This is a genomic window from Streptomyces sp. NPDC050759 (assembly GCF_044456945.1).
Taxonomy (GTDB): Bacteria; Actinomycetota; Actinomycetes; order Streptomycetales; family Streptomycetaceae; genus Streptomyces.
In genome coordinates this window covers 196,175-213,482 of record NZ_JBITGI010000005.1, presented here as the reverse complement: position 1 = coordinate 213,482, position 17,308 = coordinate 196,175, and the positions used below count along the sequence as shown (strand labels likewise).

The window sequence follows — 17,308 nt, the reverse complement described above, 5'->3', positions numbered from 1 at the left end:
GCTACCCGACGCCCTGGGGACGCGGCCGGTCACTCCTGTGCGAGCAGCTCCGCGAGCTCCGCCTCGCGTGTGGAGACATCGGTCAGGAGCTTCTCGGCGATCTCCTCCAGGAGGCGGTCCGGGTCGTCCGGCGCCATCCGGAGCATCGAACCGATCGCGCTCTCCTCCAGCTCCCGCGCGACCACGGAGAGCAGTTCCTTGCGCTGGGCGAGCCATTCGAGACGGGCGTAGAGCTCTTCGCTGGGGGTGGGACCCTGCTCCGGGGGCTTCGGCCCGGCGGCCCACTCCTCGGACAGTTCCCGCAGGAGTGGCTCGTCCCCACGGGAGTAGGCCGCGTTGACCCGGGTGATGAACTCCTCGCGTCGCGCCCGCTCGGTTTCGTCCTGGGCGAGGTCCGGGTGGGCCTTGCGGGCGAGCTCGCGGTAGAGCTTGCGGGCCTCGTCGCTGGGGCGCACCCGCTGCGGTGGCCGCACCGGCTGGTCCGTGAGCATCGCCTCGGCCTCGGGGAACAGGCCCGCCCCGTCCATCCAGCCGTGGAACAGCTCTTCGACGCCGGGCATCGGCATCACCCGGGCACGGGCCTCGTCAGCCTTGCGCAGGTCCTCGGGATCTCCGGTGCGGGCGGCCCTGACCTCCGCGATCTGCGCGTCCAGCTCGTCGAGGCGGGTGTACATGGGGCCGAGCTTCTGGTGGTGCAGGCGGGAGAAGTTCTCCACCTCGATACGGAAGGTGTCCACCGCGATCTCGTACTCGATGAGCGCCTGCTCGGCGGCCCGTACGGCACGCTCCAACCGCGCGGTGCCTGCGGCTTCTGTGCCGTGGGGGTCGGCTTCCGGGGACGTCATCCGAACAGCGTAGCCGCGCCGGCGGGGCCGGGCGCCATCGGATGTGCCGGTGCGGGTTGTCGGGCGGGGTGCAGGCGATGGCGGCTGGTCGCGCAGTTCCCCCGAGCCGCTGAGCAGGGACAGCCACGCCCACCCAGTGCGCCGGCCTCCTCACACCCCCGTTTCCGCCGCCACCCTCCCCGACCGGATCCCCGCCAGCAGGTCCGCGTGGTCCGCCTCCGTGCGGTCGGCGTAGGTGACGGCGAAGGTGGCGATGGCCTCGTCGAGTTCGTCGTTCTTGCCGCAGTAGCCGGAGATGAGGCGCGGGTCGGCGCTGTGGGAGTGGGCGCGGGCCAGGAGGGCGCCGGTCATACGGCCGTAGTCGTCTATCTGGTCGGCGGAGAGGGCGGCCGGGTCGACGCTTCCCTTGCGGTTGCGGAACTGGCGGACCTGGAAGGGGCGGTCCTCGACGGTCGTCCAGCCCAGCAGGATGTCGCTGACGACCTGCATCCGCTTCTGGCCCAGGACCACCCGGCGGCCCTCGTGGTCCACCGACGGGGCCTCGAAGCCCGCGGTGACCAGATGGGGCACGAGCGCCGAGGCCCTCGCCTCCTTGACCTGGAGGACCAGCGGTTCACCGCGGTGGTCCAGCAGCAGGACGACGTAGGAGCGGGTGCCCACGCTGCCCGTGCCGACGACGCGGAACGCCACGTCGTGCACCGCATGGCGGGCCAGCAGCGGATGGCGGTCCTCGGAGAGCGTGGTCAGGTAGTGCTCCAGGGAAGCGGCCACCGCCGCGGCCTCCGCGTCCGGCACCCGGCGCAGCACCGGCGGGGCGTCCACGAAGCGCCGGCCGCCGTCCTCGGTCAGCTCCGTCGCCCTCGCCGCGAAGCGCCCGCTGGTGTTGGCCCGCGCCTTCTCCGAGACCCGCTCCAGCGTGCCGACCAGGTCATGGGCGTCGGTGTGGGAGACGAGTTCCTCGTCAGCGATCGCGTTCCACGCGTCCAGCACCGGAAGTTTGGCCAGCAGCCGCATGGTGCGCCGGTAGGCGCCCACCGCCCCGTGCGCCGCCGCGCGGCAGGTGTCCTCGTCGGCGCCGATCTCCCGGCCCGCGAGGACGAGGGAGGCGGCGAGCCGCTTGAGGTCCCACTCCCAGGGGCCGTACACCGTCTCGTCGAAGTCGTTCAGGTCGATGACCAGGTCGCCTCGGGCGTCGCCGTACAGGCCGAAGTTCGCCGCGTGCGCGTCGCCGCAGATCTGGGCGCGGATCCTGGTCATCGGGGTACGGGCCAGGTCGTACGCCATGAGGCCCGCCGAGCCGCGCAGGAAGGCGAACGGCGTGGCCGCCATCCGGCCCACCCGGATCGGTGTGAGTTCGGGGATGCGGCCCCGGCTCGACTCCTCGACCGCGCTGACCGCGCCGGGGCGGGAGATGTCGAGGTCGAGCGCGGCATGGGCACTGCGCGGGACGCTCTCCCGCAGCGCCTTGCCCTGCTTCTTGGGCGAGCCCTCGACGGGCCACTGGGCGAAGCCGCGCACCAGGGGCCGCCTCCGGGCCGTGCCGGCAACCGGTTCGGCCGACGCCGACGCCGAGACCGACGCCTTCCCCGCATCGGCCCACTCACCGGCCTGCGCCCCGGCCGTCGTCTCCACACCTGCCTCGGTCACACCGACCGCCTCCCCCGTGACTCGCAAGAACATCAACTTGTGCCGACCGTACAACCACCAGCCGAAACGCGTCAGACCCTGTGGACAACTCCACGCCTGTGGAAAACCCTGGAGGAAGGACGCAGCCCCGCACGACTCTCACGCCAGCCCCGCACAACTCTCACGCCCGCAAGTACGCCAGCACTGCCAGCACCCGCCGATGTGTCTCCTCCGCCGGCGGCAGGTCCAGCTTCGTCAGGATGCCGCCGATGTGCTTGCCGACCGCCGCCTCGGACACCACCAGTTCCCGCGCGATCGCCGCGTTGGACCTGCCCTCCGCGATCAGTGCGAGCACCTCTCGTTCACGTGGGGTGAGCCGCTCCAGCGGATCGCGGCGGCGGCGCAGCAGCTGCCGTACGACTTCGGGGTCCACGACGGTGCCGCCGTCCGCGACCTCGCACAGGGCGTCGACGAACTGCTCGACCTGGCCGACCCGGTCCTTGAGCAGATAGCCGACGCCCGTTCCGTCTCCGGAGTCGAGGAGTTCGGAGGCGTACTCCCGCTGCACGTACTGGCTGAGGACCAGCACCGGCAGACCGGGGCGCCGCTCGCGCAGGCGGACCGCCGCGTGCAGCCCCTCGTCCTGGAAACCGGGCGGCATACGGACGTCCGTCACGACGATGTCCGGGCTGTGCTCCTCGACTGCGGCAAGGAGTGCCTCGGCGTCACCGACCGCCGCGACGACCTCGTGCCCGCAGCGGCCGAGCAGGCCGATGAGCCCTTCGCGCAGCAGCACGCTGTCCTCGGCCAGCACTACACGGAGCGATCCACCTCCACCCTCACCCCGCTCGTCCCGCGCGCCTCGGCCAACTCGGTCACCTCGCAAGGGAACTCCACACGCAACAGGGTCGGACCGCCCGGCGGACTGGACAGGGAGAGTGTGCCATCCAGGACCGACACCCGGTCGGCCAGTCCGGTCAGCCCGCTGCCCTCCGAGGCGTCGGCGCCGCCGCGGCCGTCGTCCCGCACCTCCAGCACCAGCCGCCCGCGGGAGAGTCCGCCGCGGACCTCGGCCCGGCCCGCCCCACTGTGCTTGGCGACGTTGGCCAGGGCCTCGCAGACCACGAAGTAGGCGGCCGCCTCCACCGCATGATCCAGCCGTCCCGGCACCGACAGATCGACGTCGACCGGGACGACGGAGCGGTCCGCGACATCGGCGACGGCTGCGGTCAGGCCGTAGTCCGCGAGGACCTTGGGATGGATGCCCTGAATGAGCTCGCGCAGTTCGGCCAGTGCCTTCCCCGCCTCGTCGTGGGCCTTGGAGAGCTGGTCGGCGAGCGGTCCGGCCGGGGTGTCGAGACGGGCGAGACCGAGGGTCATCGTCAGGGCGACCAGGCGCTGTTGGGCGCCGTCGTGCAGATCGCGTTCGATGCGCCTGCGCTCCGCCTCGAAGGCGTCCACCAACCGCGCGCGGGAACGGCTCAGTTCGACCACCCTGGCATCCAGCTCGCCGTCGCGCGAGGCGATCAGCAGCCGCGTCAGCCCGGCCCGGGCGCCCGCCATGACGCCCAGCGCGTACAGGCCCAAGGCCAGGAGCACGAGCCCGAGGAGGGCCATCCCGAAGGCCGCGGGCCACGTGGTGACCGTCCACTGCTTGAGCACCTTCGCCTCCCGGCCGTCCCCGACCGTGGCCATCAGCAGCGGGGCGGCGGCCAGGGAGACCGGACAGAGCAGGGCGACCGTGATCGCGAGGGCGTCGATCGGCCAGAGCAGCCCGGCGAACAGCAGGGTGTACCCGAACTCACGCCAGGTCACCTGCTCCTTCAGCCGCGTCGTCAGCCAGGCCCACAGCCCTGTGGCGGCGGGCGCCCGGTGCGGATCGGACACCGGGTCCGCGTCGACCAGGCGCAGTCGTCGCCGTTCCAGCCGGGCGACGGCGACACCGGACAGCGCCAGCATGACGAGCAACGGCAGCCCCACGAGTACGGGGGTGAGCGCCCCGCCGAGCACCGCCAGCGTCACGGTCCCCACCAGCGCGACCACTCCCGCCGCCGCACCGGTCAGCAGATAACCGACTGCGCGCCAGGGCCACGCCGACAGCAGAAAACCCGGCCGGGACATGGCCTGCCACACATTCCGAGGATGCATGCGGATCACCGTAGAAGCGTGGCGCGGGGCGGGGCCATGGCCCTGGACGGAGGAGTCGGGGTATGGCCGGCCCTACCCCAGGTCTCGGTCCCGCCGCACTGCGCCGAGGCACCTGCGAACGGTTTCGTGGAGCCACCGAAGCCGGCAGCGGGGACGACACCGGACCCGATGCAGGGAACGCCACCGACAACCGGGGGATCCATGACCACCGACGCCATCAGCCTGCGATCCGTCAGCAGGACGTACGGCAGGACATCCGGCAGGACCTACAGCAGGGCACACCGCTCGACACACAACAGCAATAACAACAGCAACAGCAGACGCATCTCCCCCGACGACACCACCGTGACCGCACTCGACGACGTCACCCTCGCCTTCCCCCGCGGCACCTTCACCGCCGTCATGGGCCCCTCCGGATCCGGCAAGTCGACCCTGCTGCAGTGCGCCGCGGGCCTGGACCGGCCGACCTCGGGCTCGGTCACCATGGGCGGCACCGAGCTCACGACACTCAGCGAGAACAGACTGACCCTGCTGCGGCGTGAGCGCGTCGGGTTCGTCTTCCAGGCGTTCAATCTTCTGCCGTCGCTCACCGCGGAGCAGAACGTCGCCCTGCCTCTCAGGCTGGCCGGCCGACGCGTACCGAAGACCCGGATCCGCGAGGTACTTCAGCAGGTCGGCCTCGGTAACCGCGCCCGGCACCGGCCCACCGAGCTGTCCGGCGGCCAACAGCAGCGCGTGGCCCTGGCCCGCGCCCTGGTCACCCGCCCCGAGGTCCTCTTCGGCGACGAACCGACCGGCGCCCTCGACTCCCGGACCGGCCGCGAAGTACTGACCCTGCTGCGCTCCATGGTCGACCGCGAGAGCCAGACGGTGGTCATGGTCACCCACGACCCGGTGGCCGCGGCCCATGCCGACCGCGTGGTCTTCCTCGTCGACGGCCGGCTCAACGGCGAGCTCGTCGGAGCAGACACCCACGACATCGCCACGCACCTGGCCGAGTTGGAGGACACCCCACCGGCCCGGCGGACCACCCTTCCCGCGCCCCGCCCCACACCCGGAACCGAGCCCCGCCCGGAGGGCCAACCGTGCTGACCATCGCCCTCCACACACTCCGCACCCGCTGGTCGACCTTCTTGGGCACCTTCGTCGCCCTCTCCCTCGGCGTCGCCCTGCTCGCCGTGATGGGCCTGACCCTCGCCTCGTCACTGGACGCACCGGAGAGCCGGCCCGAGCGGTTCGCCACAGCACCGGTGGTGGTCCAGGGCCAGAACACCTTGAGCGTGCCGACCTCGATCGGTGCCCATGTTTCACGTGAAACACGCAAGCTCGCCCACCCCCGTGCGGTGCCCGAAGCGACCGTGTCCAAGCTGATGAAACTCGGCACCGTCATTGCGGACCGCTCCTTCCCCGTACACACCGAAAGCGGCCCCCGCGGCCTCATCGGTCACCCCTGGTCCACCGCCGCCTTCGCCCCGTACGAGATCACGGCGGGCCGAGCCCCCCGCGCCCTCGACGAAGTCGTCACCGCCGACTGGGCGCGCCCAGGACAGCGGCTGCACACCCGCCACGGCACCGTGACAGTCGTCGGCACCGTCTCCTCACTCGGCTTCGAGAACCCCGTCTTCTACACCGATGCCCGCGCCGCCGAGCTGTCCCAGAAGAGCACGCAGCTCGTGGTGGAGGCAGACGCGACCGACGTGCGAGAGGCAGCGAAAGGCGCGTCCGTCCACATCCTGACCGGCAACGCCCGCCATCTCGCCGACCCCGACCCGGACCGCGACCGGGAGGCGCTCACCGCCATGAACGCCCTGTTCGGCACCGCCGGCGGCGTGACCGCCTTCGTGTCGGTGTTCGTCGTGGCGTCCACCTTCGCCTTCGCGGTCGCCCAGCGGCGCCGGGAGTTCGGCCTGCTGCGCACAGCGGGAGCCACGCCCGGCCAGATCCGCCGGACGGTGTGCGCGGAGGCACTACTGGTGGGTGTCATCGCCTCGGCCACCGGCTGTGTGCTCGGTGGGTACGGGGCACCGCGACTCGCGGAGTGGGCGGTCGACGTCGGCCTCGCACCGGGCTGGTTCACCATCGGCGACTCCAAGTGGCCGTACCACATGGCCTTTTGGACAGGTCTGCTCGTCGCGCTGCTCGGTGTGATCGCCGCGTCCTGGCGGTCCGGCCGCATCGGTCCCACCCAAGCACTGCGCGAGGCCTCCGTGGACGCGAGGGCGATGCCCCGGGGCCGCCTGCTGTGCGGGGCCGGACTGCTGCTGGCCGCCATGGTGACGCTGGCCCTGTCCCTGGTCACCGACCCGGGCGAGCTGCTGCACCGCAAGACCTACGTCAGCCGTCCGATGCTGCTGATCACCGCGGTCGCGTTGCTCGCGCCGGCCCTGGTGCGTCCGCTGACCCGGCTGATCGCCTGGCTGCCGGCCCAACTGCCGGGTGCGGGCGGGATGCTGGTGCGGGAGAACGCCGCCGCGGGAGTCCGCCGTACGGCAGCCGTCGCGGCGCCTGTCCTGATCACCGTCGCCCTCACGGGTTCACTCCTGGGCGCGACCGCCACGCTGAACGACGCCAAGGCCACCGAGGCGCGCGAGCGGACCACGGCCGACTTCGTGGTCGTCCCAGCCGGGAACACCGACCCGACCGCGAGCAACGGCGCTCCTGGGAACACCGGCCCTACCCGGAGCAGCGGCGCTACTGGCAACACCGGCCCTACCCGGAGCAGCGGCGCTACTGGCAACACCGGCCCTACCCGGAGCAGCGGCGCTACTGGCAACACCGGCCCTACCGGGAGCAAGGACCCCGCCGGGAACCCAGGCGTCGACGGAGACTCCGGTCCCGCCGCGGACACCATCCCCACCGAGTACACAGCCTTCGACGCGCGGACACTCCAGCAGCTCCGCACGATCCCCGGCACCACAGCCTCCGCGACCTCGTCGAGCGCCGTCTACGTCCTGGAGGACGGCGTGGCCCTCATCAGGTCCGAGGCCCGTGCCGCCGAGCCCGCACCGCTCGCCGCGACCACGGACCTCCCCCTGGCCGCCGGAAAGGTGAGCGACCTCGACGACGGGTCGATCATCGTCAACGAGGAGTGGGAGCGGCACACCGTCGGGCAGACCGTGGACGTATGGCTCGGTGACGGCACCAGGACGTCGTTGCGGATCGCCGCGGTCATGACGACCGGCACCGGCGACAACGGCGTCTACGTCACCCCGGCCAACGCCCCCGGCGCACACGTCGACCGCGTGGACGTCACCCTCTTCCCCGGTGCCGACCCCGCGGTAGTGGCCGACGCACTGCGCAGGACGGGCGGGCACGTTTTCACCAGGGACCAGTGGGTGCGGGCGAGTCACCCCGGGACCGACCGGAACACCAGGTACGGCTTCCTCCTGGTCCTCGGCATCGCCCTGCTCTACACCGGGATCGCCCTGGCCAACACGATGGTCATGGCGGCCTCGGACCGGGTACGCGACCTGGCCGTCCTCCGCCTGGCCGGGGCCACCCGCCGACAAGTGCTGCGGCTGGTCGGCGCCGAGGCGCTGACCGTCGTGGCGGTGGGCGGGCTGCTCGGGCTGCTGGTCACCGCGATCAATCTGGCCGGGATGCGGGGCGCGCTGGGACTGCTGTCGGTGCACGGACCGATGCGGATCCCCTGGCCGGAGCTCGCCACGGTCACCGGAGCCTGCGCGGTCCTCGCCGTGGTGTTCTCGGTCGCCCCGGCCGCCTGGGCGATGCGCCGCAGCGCGGTCGAACTGGCCGGTACGAGCGAGTGAGAGCGACCTCACAGCGTGAGCCGTGCCACCACCCGACCCTCTCGGACGGGCACCAAAAAGCCCCCCAGGTCCAGGACCTGGGGGGCTTCCAGTGGTGCGCGAGGGGGGAGTTGAACCCCCACGCCCTTTCGGGCACTGGAACCTGAATCCAGCGCGTCTGCCTATTCCGCCACCCGCGCATTGGGTGTGTCCTCGGGCCCCTCGCCTTGCGGTGCGGCGCCTTCCGACACGCAGAACATTAGCACGGTGGAGGAGGTGGATTCACATCCCATAACCGGGGGCAGCCGCCCACCAGCGGGTTCCGAAGCGGTCCACCGAACCCGGGTGCCGTCGGCCACGTTTCAACCTGTGCTTGTTCACGTATCAACCTCGTACCGGTAGGGCCTGTCTCCCCAGGAGCCGGTCGGGCTCCACAGTCAGGTGCGGGACACTGGTCTGCGGCCGCCTCTACGATCCTTGACAGAGGAGTTCGACAGCGGAGTTCGAAGTGGAGCTCCACAGGGAACTTCGGAGGCGTCGACACCCGTCGACAGTGCCGACAGGGGGAACCAGCCGATTCACCGGCGCGTGGATACGATCAGTAAGCAGTACCAGGTAAGCAGTACACAGAGCAGTGCCCAGGACGGCAAGGACGGAGGAGGTGCCTCATGGGAGTCCTGAAGAAGTTCGAGCAGCGTCTCGAAGGTCTGGTCAACGGCACCTTCGCCAAGGTGTTCAAGTCCGAGGTGCAGCCCGTGGAGATCGCGGGCGCGCTCCAGCGGGAGTGCGACAACAACGCCACCATCTGGAACCGCGACCGCACGGTCGTACCCAATGACTTCATCGTGGAGCTGAGCACGCCGGACTTCGAGCGGCTCAGCCCCTACTCGGGCCAGCTCGGCGACGAGCTCGCCGGCATGGTGCGCGACTACGCCAAGCAGCAGCGCTACACCTTCATGGGCCCGATCAAGGTCAACCTGGAGAAGGCGGACGACCTCGACACCGGTCTGTACCGGGTGCGCAGCCGTACGCTCGCCGGCTCCACCGACCAGCAGGCCCCCGGAACCGCGGCCCCGGCCGCCCGGCCCGCCGTGCCGGGCGCGGGAGCCGGCGGTTACGGCTACCCGCCGGCCGCTCCGGCAGGTGCTCCACCCATGCCGGCCGCGCCGCCTCCCGGCCGTGGCGCCCCCGGCGGCTACGGCTATCCGCAGCCGGCCCAGGCCCAGCGCCCCGGCGCCGGCGGCCCGGTCGGCGCGCCCCCGCCGGGCTCCCGTACCCGCCACTGGATCGAGATCAACGGCACCCGCCATCAGATCTCCCGCGCAACGCTGGTGCTGGGCCGCAGCACCGAAGCCGACGTGCGGATCGACGACCCCGGCGTCTCACGCCGGCACTGTGAGATCCGGACCGGAACGCCCTCGACGATCCAGGATCTCGGGTCCACCAACGGCATCGTGGTGGACGGGCAGCACACCACCCGCGCTACGCTCCGCGACGGCTCGCGGATCGTCGTGGGCAGTACCACCATCATTTACCGGCAAGCCGAAGGGTGAAGCGGGGGCAATGTCAGAGCTGACCCTCACGGTCATGCGGCTGGGTTTCCTGGCCGTACTGTGGCTGTTCGTGATCGTGGCCGTGCAGGTCATCCGCAGCGACCTGTTCGGTACGCGTGTCACCCAGCGCGGCTCGCGCCGGGAGGCAGGCCGGGCCCAGCAGGCCCAGCGGCAGGCGCCTCCGCAGCAGCGCCAGCAGCCGGCCGCAGGCGGCCGCCAGCGCCGTAACGCACCCACCAAGCTGGTCGTGTCCGAGGGCACCCTCACCGGCACCACCGTGGCCCTTCAAGGCCAGACCATCACGCTCGGCCGGGCGCACGACAGCACCATCGTGCTGGACGACGACTACGCCTCCAGCCGACATGCCAGGATCTACCCGGACCGCGACGGTCAGTGGATCGTCGAGGACCTGGGCTCCACCAACGGCACGTATCTCGACCGAACGCGGCTGACGACCCCGACACCGATTCCGCTGGGCGCGGCGATCCGCATCGGCAAGACCGTCATCGAGCTGCGGAAGTAGTGCTACATCATGAATAGGCGCGAGCGGAGCGAGCACACGGTGTGGGCCCCCACCCCGGGCCCCGGCGCGCTCCCGACCGGAGGGTGGGCACCGTGCGGATGTACCCGGAGCCGACGGGCGAGGTGCGCATGAGTCTGTCACTGCGCTTCGCCGCCGGATCGCACAAAGGCATGATCCGGGAGGGCAACGAGGACTCCGGATACGCCGGTCCCCGCCTGCTCGCCATCGCCGACGGCATGGGCGGCGCCGCCGCCGGCGAGGTCGCCTCCTCCGAGGCCATCTCCACCATCGTCGCCCTCGACGACGACGTGCCCGGCTCCGACGTCCTCACCTCGCTCGGCGTGGCCGTCCAGCGCGCCAACGACCAGCTGCGCTCCATGGTCGAGGAGGACCCCCAGCTCGAAGGCATGGGGACCACGCTGACCGCTCTGCTGTGGACGGGCCAGCGGCTCGGCCTCGTGCACGTCGGCGACTCGCGCGCGTACCTGCTGCGCGACGGTGTCCTCACCCAGATCACCCAGGACCACACCTGGGTGCAGCGCCTGGTCGACGAGGGCCGCATCACCGAGGAAGAGGCCACCACCCACCCCCAACGCTCCCTGCTGATGCGGGCCTTGGGCAGCGGCGAACACGTCGAGCCCGACCTCTCCATCCGCGAGGTCCGCGCCGGCGACCGCTACCTGATCTGCTCCGACGGTCTGTCCGGCGTCGTCTCCCACCAGACGCTCGAGGACACCCTCGCCAGCTACCAGGGCCCCCAGGAGACCGTGCAGGAGCTCATCCAGCTGGCACTGCGGGGCGGCGGCCCCGACAACATCACGGTCATCGTCGCGGACGTCCTCGACCTGGACACCGGGGACACCCTCGCCGGGCAGCTCTCCGACACCCCGGTCGTGGTCGGCGCGGTCGCCGAGAACCAGCACCAGCTGCACGACAACAACATCATGCAGACCCCCGCGGGCCGCGCCTCCGGGCTCGGCCGCCAGGGCCACGGGCAGGGCGGCGGCGAGTACGGCCATCCCGGCTCCTCCGACACCACCGGCTACACCCCCGCGGGCAGCTTCGGCGACTACTCCGACGACGACTTCGTCAAACCCCGCAAGGGCCGCAAGTGGCTGAAGAGATCGTTCTACTCGGTCCTCGCGCTCGCCGTCATCGGCGGTGGCCTCTACGGCGGCTGGCGCTGGACGCAGACCCAGTACTACGTCGGCGTCAACGACGAGCACGTGGCGCTGTACCGCGGCATCAGCCAGGACCTGGCGTGGGTCTCGCTCTCGAAGGTGTCCAAGGACCACCCCGAGATCGAACTCAAGTACCTGCCGCCGTACCAGCAGAAGTCGGTCGAGGGCACCATCGCCGAGGGCGACCTGAAGACGGCCCAGAAGAAGATCGACGAACTGGGCGTCCAGGCCTCCGCATGCAAGAAGCAGGCCGAGGCGCAGGCCAAGGAGAGCGAGAAGAACTCCAAGACGGGCGAGGGCCAGGCCGGCGGCACCACGGGAACCACTCAGTCCTCCCTGACGTCCAAGGCCACACCGACCCCGACGAGCACGACCTCCCCGTCCCCGAACGCTTCCGCATCCCCGACGCCCACTCCCACCCCCGGCCCCACCCTCTCGGACGAGGAGAAGCAGGTCGTCGGGAACTGCGGTACGCAGTAGGCACGCCGTGAGAGGCCCTGTCACACGATGAGCAGCAGTACTTCGAACACGTCGACGCATCACACGTCCACGATCGGCGCGATCGGCGCACCGAGCCGCCGCAACACCGAGCTGGCGCTGCTGGTGTTCGCCGTCCTCATCCCGGTCTTCGCCTACGCCAACGTGGGCCTGGCCATCAACGACGAGGTCCCCACCGGGCTGCTGAGCTACGGCCTGGGCCTCGGTCTGCTGGCCGGCGTCGCCCATCTCGTCGTCCGCAAGTTCGCCCCGTACGCGGACCCGCTGATGCTGCCCCTGGCCACCCTGCTCAACGGCCTCGGGCTCGTGGCGATCTGGCGCCTCGACCAGTCCAAGCTGCTCCAGCAGATCCACGTCGCCGGCGGCAAGGCCACCAACCAGCTGATCTACACGGCGATGGGCATCGCCCTGTTCGCCGTCGTCCTGGTCTTCCTCAAGGACCACCGCGTCCTGCAGCGCTACACCTACATCTCCATGGTCGGCGCCCTGGTCCTGCTGCTCCTCCCGCTGGTCCCGGGCCTCGGCGCCAACATCACCTACGGCGCCAAGATCTGGATCCAGGTCGGCAGCTTCACCATCCAGCCCGGCGAGTTCGCCAAGATCGTCCTCGCGGTGTTCTTCGCCGGCTACCTCATGGTCAAGAGGGACGCCCTCGCGCTCGCCAGCCGCCGCTTCATGGGCCTGTACCTGCCGCGCGGCCGGGACCTCGGTCCGATCATCGTCGTCTGGATGATGTCGATCCTCATCCTGGTCTTCGAGACCGACCTCGGTACCTCGCTGCTGTTCTTCGGAATGTTCATCATCATGCTGTACGTCGCCACCGAGCGGACCAGCTGGATCGTCTTCGGTCTGCTGATGTCCGCGGCCGGCGCCGTCGGCGTGGCCAGCTTCGAGCCGCACGTCCAGACCCGTGTCCAGGCCTGGCTCAACCCGATGCACGAGTACCTGCTCAGTCGCAACGGCAGCAACGACGGCCTCGTCCACTCCGAGCAGGCCATGCAGGCCCTGTGGGCCTTCGGCTCCGGCGGCACCCTCGGCACCGGCTGGGGACAGGGCCACTCCGAGCTGATCCGCTTCGCCGCCAACTCCGACTTCATCCTCGCCACCTTCGGCGAGGAGCTGGGCCTGGCCGGCCTCATGGCGATCCTGCTGATCTACGGGCTGATCGTGGAGCGCGGCGTACGCACCGCCCTCGCCGCCCGCGATCCCTTCGGCAAGCTGCTCGCCATCGGCCTGTCCGGCGCCTTCGCGCTCCAGGTCTTCGTGGTGGCCGGCGGTGTGATGGGCCTGATCCCGCTGACCGGTATGACGATGCCCTTCCTGGCGTACGGCGGCTCCTCCGTCATCGCCAACTGGGCCCTGATCGGCATCCTGATCAGAATCAGCGACACCGCACGCCGCCCGGCACCCGCCCCCGCCCCCAGCCCCGACGCCGAGATGACCCAGGTGGTCCGCCCGTCATGAACAAGCCCCTGCGCCGGATCGCGATCTTCTGCGGCCTCCTGGTCCTGGCCCTGCTCGTCCGCGACAACTGGCTCCAGTACGTCAAGGCCGACACCCTCAGGGAGGACACGGACAACCGCCGTGTGCTCATCGCGCGGTACGCCACTCCCCGCGGCGACATCATCGTCGACGGCAAGTCCATCACCGGGCACGCGGAGACGACGTCGGGCGACTTCAAGTACAAGCGCACCTACAAGAACGGCGCCATGTGGGCGCCGGTCACCGGCTTCGTCTCACAGTCCTACGGCGCCACCCAGCTGGAGTCCATCGAGGACGGCATCCTCACCGGCAACGACGACCGGCTCTTCTTCCGCAACACCCTCGACATGCTCACCGGCAAGCCGAAGGAGGGCGGCAACGTCGTCACCACCCTGAGCACCGCCGCACAGAAGGCCGCCTACGACGGTCTGAAGAAGCAGGGGGGCAAGGGCGCGGTCGCCGCCATCGAGCCGTCCACCGGCAAGATCCTGGCGCTGGCCTCCTACCCGTCGTACGACCCCTCGACGATCGCCGGCGGCAGCGACTCGGACGCCGAGGCGTGGAAGAAGCTCGACAAGAAGAACAACCCCGACGACCCGATGCTCAACCGGGCGCTGCGCGAGGTCTACCCGCCCGGCTCCACCTTCAAGGTCGTCACCGCGGCCGCCGCGCTGGAGAACGGCCTGTACAAGTCGGCCGACGAGCAGACCGACTCCCCGCTGCCCTGGACCATGCCGGGCACCACGACCCCGCTGAAGAACGAGGGCAACATCCCCTGCAAGAACGCCACCCTGCGGCAAGCGCTCCGGTACTCCTGCAACACCGTCTTCGGCAAGGTCGGCTCCGACCTCGGCAACGACAAGATGCTCGAAGAGGCCAAGAAGTTCGGCTTCACCGAGGAGCAGTTCACTCCGGTCCGCTCCAGCGCACCGGTCTTCTCCGACGACATGAACCCCTCGCAGACCGCGCTGTCCTCCATCGGCCAGTACAACACCGCCGCGACCCCGCTCCAGATGGCCATGGTCGCCTCGGCCGTCGCCAACAACGGCACCCTGATGAAGCCGTACATGGTCGACTCCCTCCAGGCCCCGAACCTGGACACCCTCGAGAAGACCGAGCCGGAGAAGATGAGCGAGCCGCTGTCGGCGGAGAACGCGCAGATCCTCCAGTCGATGATGGAGACGGTCGTCAAGGAGGGCACCGGCACGACGGCCCAGATCCAGGGCGTCACCGTCGGCGGCAAGACCGGTACCGCCCAGCACGGCGAGAACAACAGCAAGAACCCGTACGCCTGGTTCATCTCCTACGCCAAGGTCGGCGACAGCGCACCGGTCGCCGTGGCCGTGGTCGTCCAGGACGACAACGCGGTCCGCGAGAACATCTCCGGCAGCGGTCTCGCCGCCCCCATCGCCAAGAGCGTCATGGAGGCGGTCATCGACTCCAAGAAGTGACCCCGCTCACGTCGCCTTCACATCGGTGCACGTTGCGATACCGGTCCTGTATCGGGTGACGCACTTGGCCAGGTCACACAAAGCTAGCCGGGTACGGTAGGCCCGGAGTGCAGCCTCCGACGGCACACACGTGCCGGTCGGGACCGACGGAGAGGGCTGGTAGGAAGCTATGGAAGAGCCGCGTCGCCTCGGCGGCCGGTACGAGCTGGGCCAGGTGCTCGGCCGTGGTGGCATGGCGGAGGTCTACCTCGCCATGGACACGCGCCTCGGCCGCACGGTGGCGGTGAAGACGCTGCGCGCGGACCTCGCGCGTGATCCGTCCTTCCAGGCCCGGTTCCGCCGGGAGGCCCAGTCGGCCGCCTCGCTCAACCATCCCGCGATCGTGGCGGTCTACGACACGGGCGAGGACTACATCGACGGGGTCTCGATCCCGTACATCGTCATGGAGTACGTCGACGGCTCCACGCTCCGCGAACTGCTGCACTCCGGCCGCAAGCTGCTGCCGGAGCGCTCCCTGGAGATGACCATCGGGATCCTCCAGGCACTGGAGTACTCCCACCGCAGCGGCATCGTCCACCGGGACATCAAGCCGGCGAACGTGATGCTCACGCGCAACGGCCAGGTCAAGGTGATGGACTTCGGCATCGCCCGCGCCATGGGCGACTCCGGCATGACGATGACGCAGACCTCCGCGGTCATCGGCACCGCCCAGTACCTCTCGCCGGAGCAGGCGAAGGGCGAGCAGGTCGACGCGAGGTCGGACCTCTACTCCACCGGCTGTCTCCTCTACGAACTGCTGACGGTCCGTCCGCCCTTCGTGGGCGACTCCCCGGTGGCCGTCGCGTACCAGCACGTACGCGAGGAGGCGCAGCCCCCGTCGGTGTTCGACCCGGAGATCACGCCCGAGATGGACGCCATCGTCCTCAGGGCCCTGGTCAAGGACCCGAACTACCGCTACCAGTCGGCCGACGAGATGCGCGCCGACATCGAGGCCTGCCTCGACGGCCAGCCGGTCGCAGCCACCGCGGCGATGGGCTCGGTGGGCTACGGCGGCTACCCGGACGACCAGCCGACCACGGCCCTGCGCGCCGACGCGGGCGCCACCACCATGCTGCCGCCGATGAACGGGGACGACGGTGGCTTCGGCTACGACGACCGCCCCGACCGGCGCCGCCAGAAGAAGTCGAACACCTCGACGATCCTGCTGGTGGTGGCGGGCATCCTGGTGCTCGTCGGCGCGATCCTGATCGGCAAGTGGATCTTCAGCGGCGGTGGTGCGGGCAACGACCAGGTGGCCGTGCCGAACGTCGTCAACCAGTCGAAGGTCGACGCCACCAAACAGCTGGGCAACGTCGATCTCAAGGTCGGTGACGTCACGCAGAAGGCGTGTGAGAACACGGCCAAGGGCAACATCTGCGAGCAGACCCCGACGCCCGGCACCAAGGTCGACAAGAACTCCGCCGTCAACCTCGTGGTGTCCACCGGGGCGCCGAAGGTGGCGGTCCCCAGTGTCCTCGGCCAGGACGTCGACGACGCCACGGAGACGCTGGAGAGCGACAAGTACGAGTTCGTCGTCAAGACCAAGCAGCAGGAGTCCGCCGAGAAGGCGGGCACCGTCCTCAAGCAGGACCCAGTGCTGGGCGCGGAGGTGGAGAAGGGTTCCACCATCACCCTCACCATCGCCAAGGCCGAGGAGAAGTCCACGGTCCCGGACGTCACCGGCCAGTCCTGTGACGATGCCAAGGCACAGATGCAGGCGAACGACCTCGTCGGCAACTGCACCGAGGTGGAGACCGACGACACCAACCAGATCGGCAAGGTCATCTCGACCGTGCCGCAGGCCGGCACCCAGGCCGACAAGAACTCGCCGGTCAACATCCAGATCGGCAAGCCGAAGGACAAGACCGAGGTCCCGAACGTCGTCAGCCAGACGGTCGCCCAGGCCAGGCAGATCCTCAACAACGCCGGCTTCACGAACATCCAGTTCGCGAACGGCAGCGACCAGAGCGACACCGCCATCGTGGCCCAGCAGAACCCGAACGCGGGCAACGAGGTCGACGACCCGGCCAACACCCCGATCACCCTGGCCACCGTGGGCGTCGGCAACGGCAACGGCAACGGCGGCAACAACGGCGGAGGCTTCTTCGGAGGCGGAACCGGCTAGCCGCACGGAGAACTCCACACAAGACAAGCCCCGACGCCTATTACAGGGCGCCGGGGCTTTGTCATGGCGACCCGCTGGCGCGTGCGAA

At 70.1% G+C, this 17,308-nt stretch carries 12 protein-coding genes and 1 tRNA gene; 8 read left to right on the top strand and 5 right to left on the bottom strand.

The annotated features are described in order from the left end of the window. Positions 1-29 precede the first annotated feature (29 nt). The 4 genes from ACIBJB_RS17475 to ACIBJB_RS17460 form a co-directional block, all read right to left on the bottom strand. Entirely contained in the window at positions 30-845 is an 816-nt protein-coding gene (locus tag ACIBJB_RS17475; protein WP_398931323.1) for a J domain-containing protein, read from the bottom strand. Positions 846-995: 150 nt separating this feature from the next. Continuing rightward, positions 996-2,525: a DUF2252 domain-containing protein gene (locus ACIBJB_RS17470; RefSeq protein WP_398931321.1), complete on the bottom strand. Its 1,530-nt coding sequence runs from the start codon at positions 2,523-2,525 to the stop codon at positions 996-998. A 127-nt stretch (positions 2,526-2,652) separates the two neighbouring features. Then, positions 2,653-3,285: a response regulator gene (locus ACIBJB_RS17465; protein WP_392761450.1), complete on the bottom strand. Its 633-nt coding sequence runs from the start codon at positions 3,283-3,285 to the stop codon at positions 2,653-2,655. Further along, positions 3,285-4,592: a sensor histidine kinase gene (locus tag ACIBJB_RS17460; RefSeq protein ID WP_398931995.1), complete on the bottom strand. Its 1,308-nt coding sequence runs from the start codon at positions 4,590-4,592 to the stop codon at positions 3,285-3,287. The genes ACIBJB_RS17465 and ACIBJB_RS17460 overlap by 1 nt, the downstream gene beginning before the upstream one ends. Before the next feature lie 228 nt (positions 4,593-4,820). Here ACIBJB_RS17460 and ACIBJB_RS17455 point away from each other — a divergent pair, with 228 nt between their 5' ends. Together ACIBJB_RS17455 and ACIBJB_RS17450 are read left to right on the top strand one after the other, a co-directional pair. Continuing rightward, positions 4,821-5,711 (top strand): ABC transporter ATP-binding protein, encoded by an 891-nt coding sequence (locus tag ACIBJB_RS17455; RefSeq protein ID WP_398931319.1) that lies wholly within the window; start codon positions 4,821-4,823, stop codon positions 5,709-5,711. Beyond that, complete coding sequence (locus ACIBJB_RS17450) at positions 5,705-8,389, top strand: FtsX-like permease family protein (protein ID WP_398931317.1); 2,685 nt, start codon at positions 5,705-5,707, stop codon at positions 8,387-8,389. The genes ACIBJB_RS17455 and ACIBJB_RS17450 overlap by 7 nt, the downstream gene beginning before the upstream one ends. 92 nt (positions 8,390-8,481) lie before the next feature. Here the strand turns inward: ACIBJB_RS17450 and ACIBJB_RS17445 are convergent. Further along, a tRNA-Leu gene (locus ACIBJB_RS17445) sits at positions 8,482-8,568 on the bottom strand. A gap of 468 nt (positions 8,569-9,036) precedes the next feature. Between ACIBJB_RS17445 and ACIBJB_RS17440 the strand changes: the two genes are divergently transcribed. The 6 genes from ACIBJB_RS17440 (at position 9,037) to pknB (ending at position 17,220) form a co-directional block, all read left to right on the top strand. Then, positions 9,037-9,921 (top strand): FhaA domain-containing protein, encoded by an 885-nt coding sequence (locus tag ACIBJB_RS17440; protein WP_398931315.1) that lies wholly within the window; start codon positions 9,037-9,039, stop codon positions 9,919-9,921. 10 nt (positions 9,922-9,931) lie between these two features. Next, positions 9,932-10,444, top strand: a complete 513-nt coding sequence (locus tag ACIBJB_RS17435; RefSeq protein WP_037707129.1) for an FHA domain-containing protein — start codon at positions 9,932-9,934, stop codon at positions 10,442-10,444. A 98-nt stretch (positions 10,445-10,542) separates the two neighbouring features. Further along, positions 10,543-12,105: a Stp1/IreP family PP2C-type Ser/Thr phosphatase gene (locus tag ACIBJB_RS17430; RefSeq protein WP_398931993.1), complete on the top strand. Its 1,563-nt coding sequence runs from the start codon at positions 10,543-10,545 to the stop codon at positions 12,103-12,105. 27 nt (positions 12,106-12,132) lie between these two features. Beyond that, positions 12,133-13,587 carry an FtsW/RodA/SpoVE family cell cycle protein gene (locus ACIBJB_RS17425; RefSeq protein WP_398931313.1) on the top strand — a complete coding sequence of 485 codons (1,455 nt, stop codon included), beginning with the start codon at positions 12,133-12,135 and terminating at the stop codon, positions 13,585-13,587. Further along, complete coding sequence (locus ACIBJB_RS17420) at positions 13,584-15,056, top strand: peptidoglycan D,D-transpeptidase FtsI family protein (protein ID WP_398931311.1); 1,473 nt, start codon at positions 13,584-13,586, stop codon at positions 15,054-15,056. Before ACIBJB_RS17425 ends, ACIBJB_RS17420 begins: the two co-directional genes overlap by 4 nt. A gap of 169 nt (positions 15,057-15,225) precedes the next feature. Next, the gene (gene pknB, locus ACIBJB_RS17415; RefSeq protein WP_398931309.1) at positions 15,226-17,220 is read left to right on the top strand and encodes a Stk1 family PASTA domain-containing Ser/Thr kinase; all 1,995 of its coding nucleotides are present in this window, start codon (positions 15,226-15,228) and stop codon (positions 17,218-17,220) included. Positions 17,221-17,308: the final 88 nt, after the last annotated feature.

What these genes read in the sequence shown, in the direction of transcription:
- ACIBJB_RS17455 (WP_398931319.1), top strand. Translation starts at nt 4,821, where the DNA reads ATGACCACCGACGCCATCAGCCTGCGATCCGTCAGCAGGACGTACGGC.
- ACIBJB_RS17425 (WP_398931313.1), top strand. Translation starts at nt 12,133, where the DNA reads ATGAGCAGCAGTACTTCGAACACGTCGACGCATCACACGTCCACGATC.
- ACIBJB_RS17430 (WP_398931993.1), top strand. Translation starts at nt 10,543, where the DNA reads ATGTACCCGGAGCCGACGGGCGAGGTGCGCATGAGTCTGTCACTGCGC.
- ACIBJB_RS17440 (WP_398931315.1), top strand. Translation starts at nt 9,037, where the DNA reads ATGGGAGTCCTGAAGAAGTTCGAGCAGCGTCTCGAAGGTCTGGTCAAC.
- pknB (WP_398931309.1), top strand. Translation starts at nt 15,226, where the DNA reads ATGGAAGAGCCGCGTCGCCTCGGCGGCCGGTACGAGCTGGGCCAGGTG.
- ACIBJB_RS17435 (WP_037707129.1), top strand. Translation starts at nt 9,932, where the DNA reads ATGTCAGAGCTGACCCTCACGGTCATGCGGCTGGGTTTCCTGGCCGTA.
- ACIBJB_RS17420 (WP_398931311.1), top strand. Translation starts at nt 13,584, where the DNA reads ATGAACAAGCCCCTGCGCCGGATCGCGATCTTCTGCGGCCTCCTGGTC.
- ACIBJB_RS17470 (WP_398931321.1), bottom strand. Translation starts at nt 2,525, where the DNA reads ATGTTCTTGCGAGTCACGGGGGAGGCGGTCGGTGTGACCGAGGCAGGT.
- ACIBJB_RS17460 (WP_398931995.1), bottom strand. Translation starts at nt 4,592, where the DNA reads ATGTCCCGGCCGGGTTTTCTGCTGTCGGCGTGGCCCTGGCGCGCAGTC.
- ACIBJB_RS17475 (WP_398931323.1), bottom strand. Translation starts at nt 845, where the DNA reads ATGACGTCCCCGGAAGCCGACCCCCACGGCACAGAAGCCGCAGGCACC.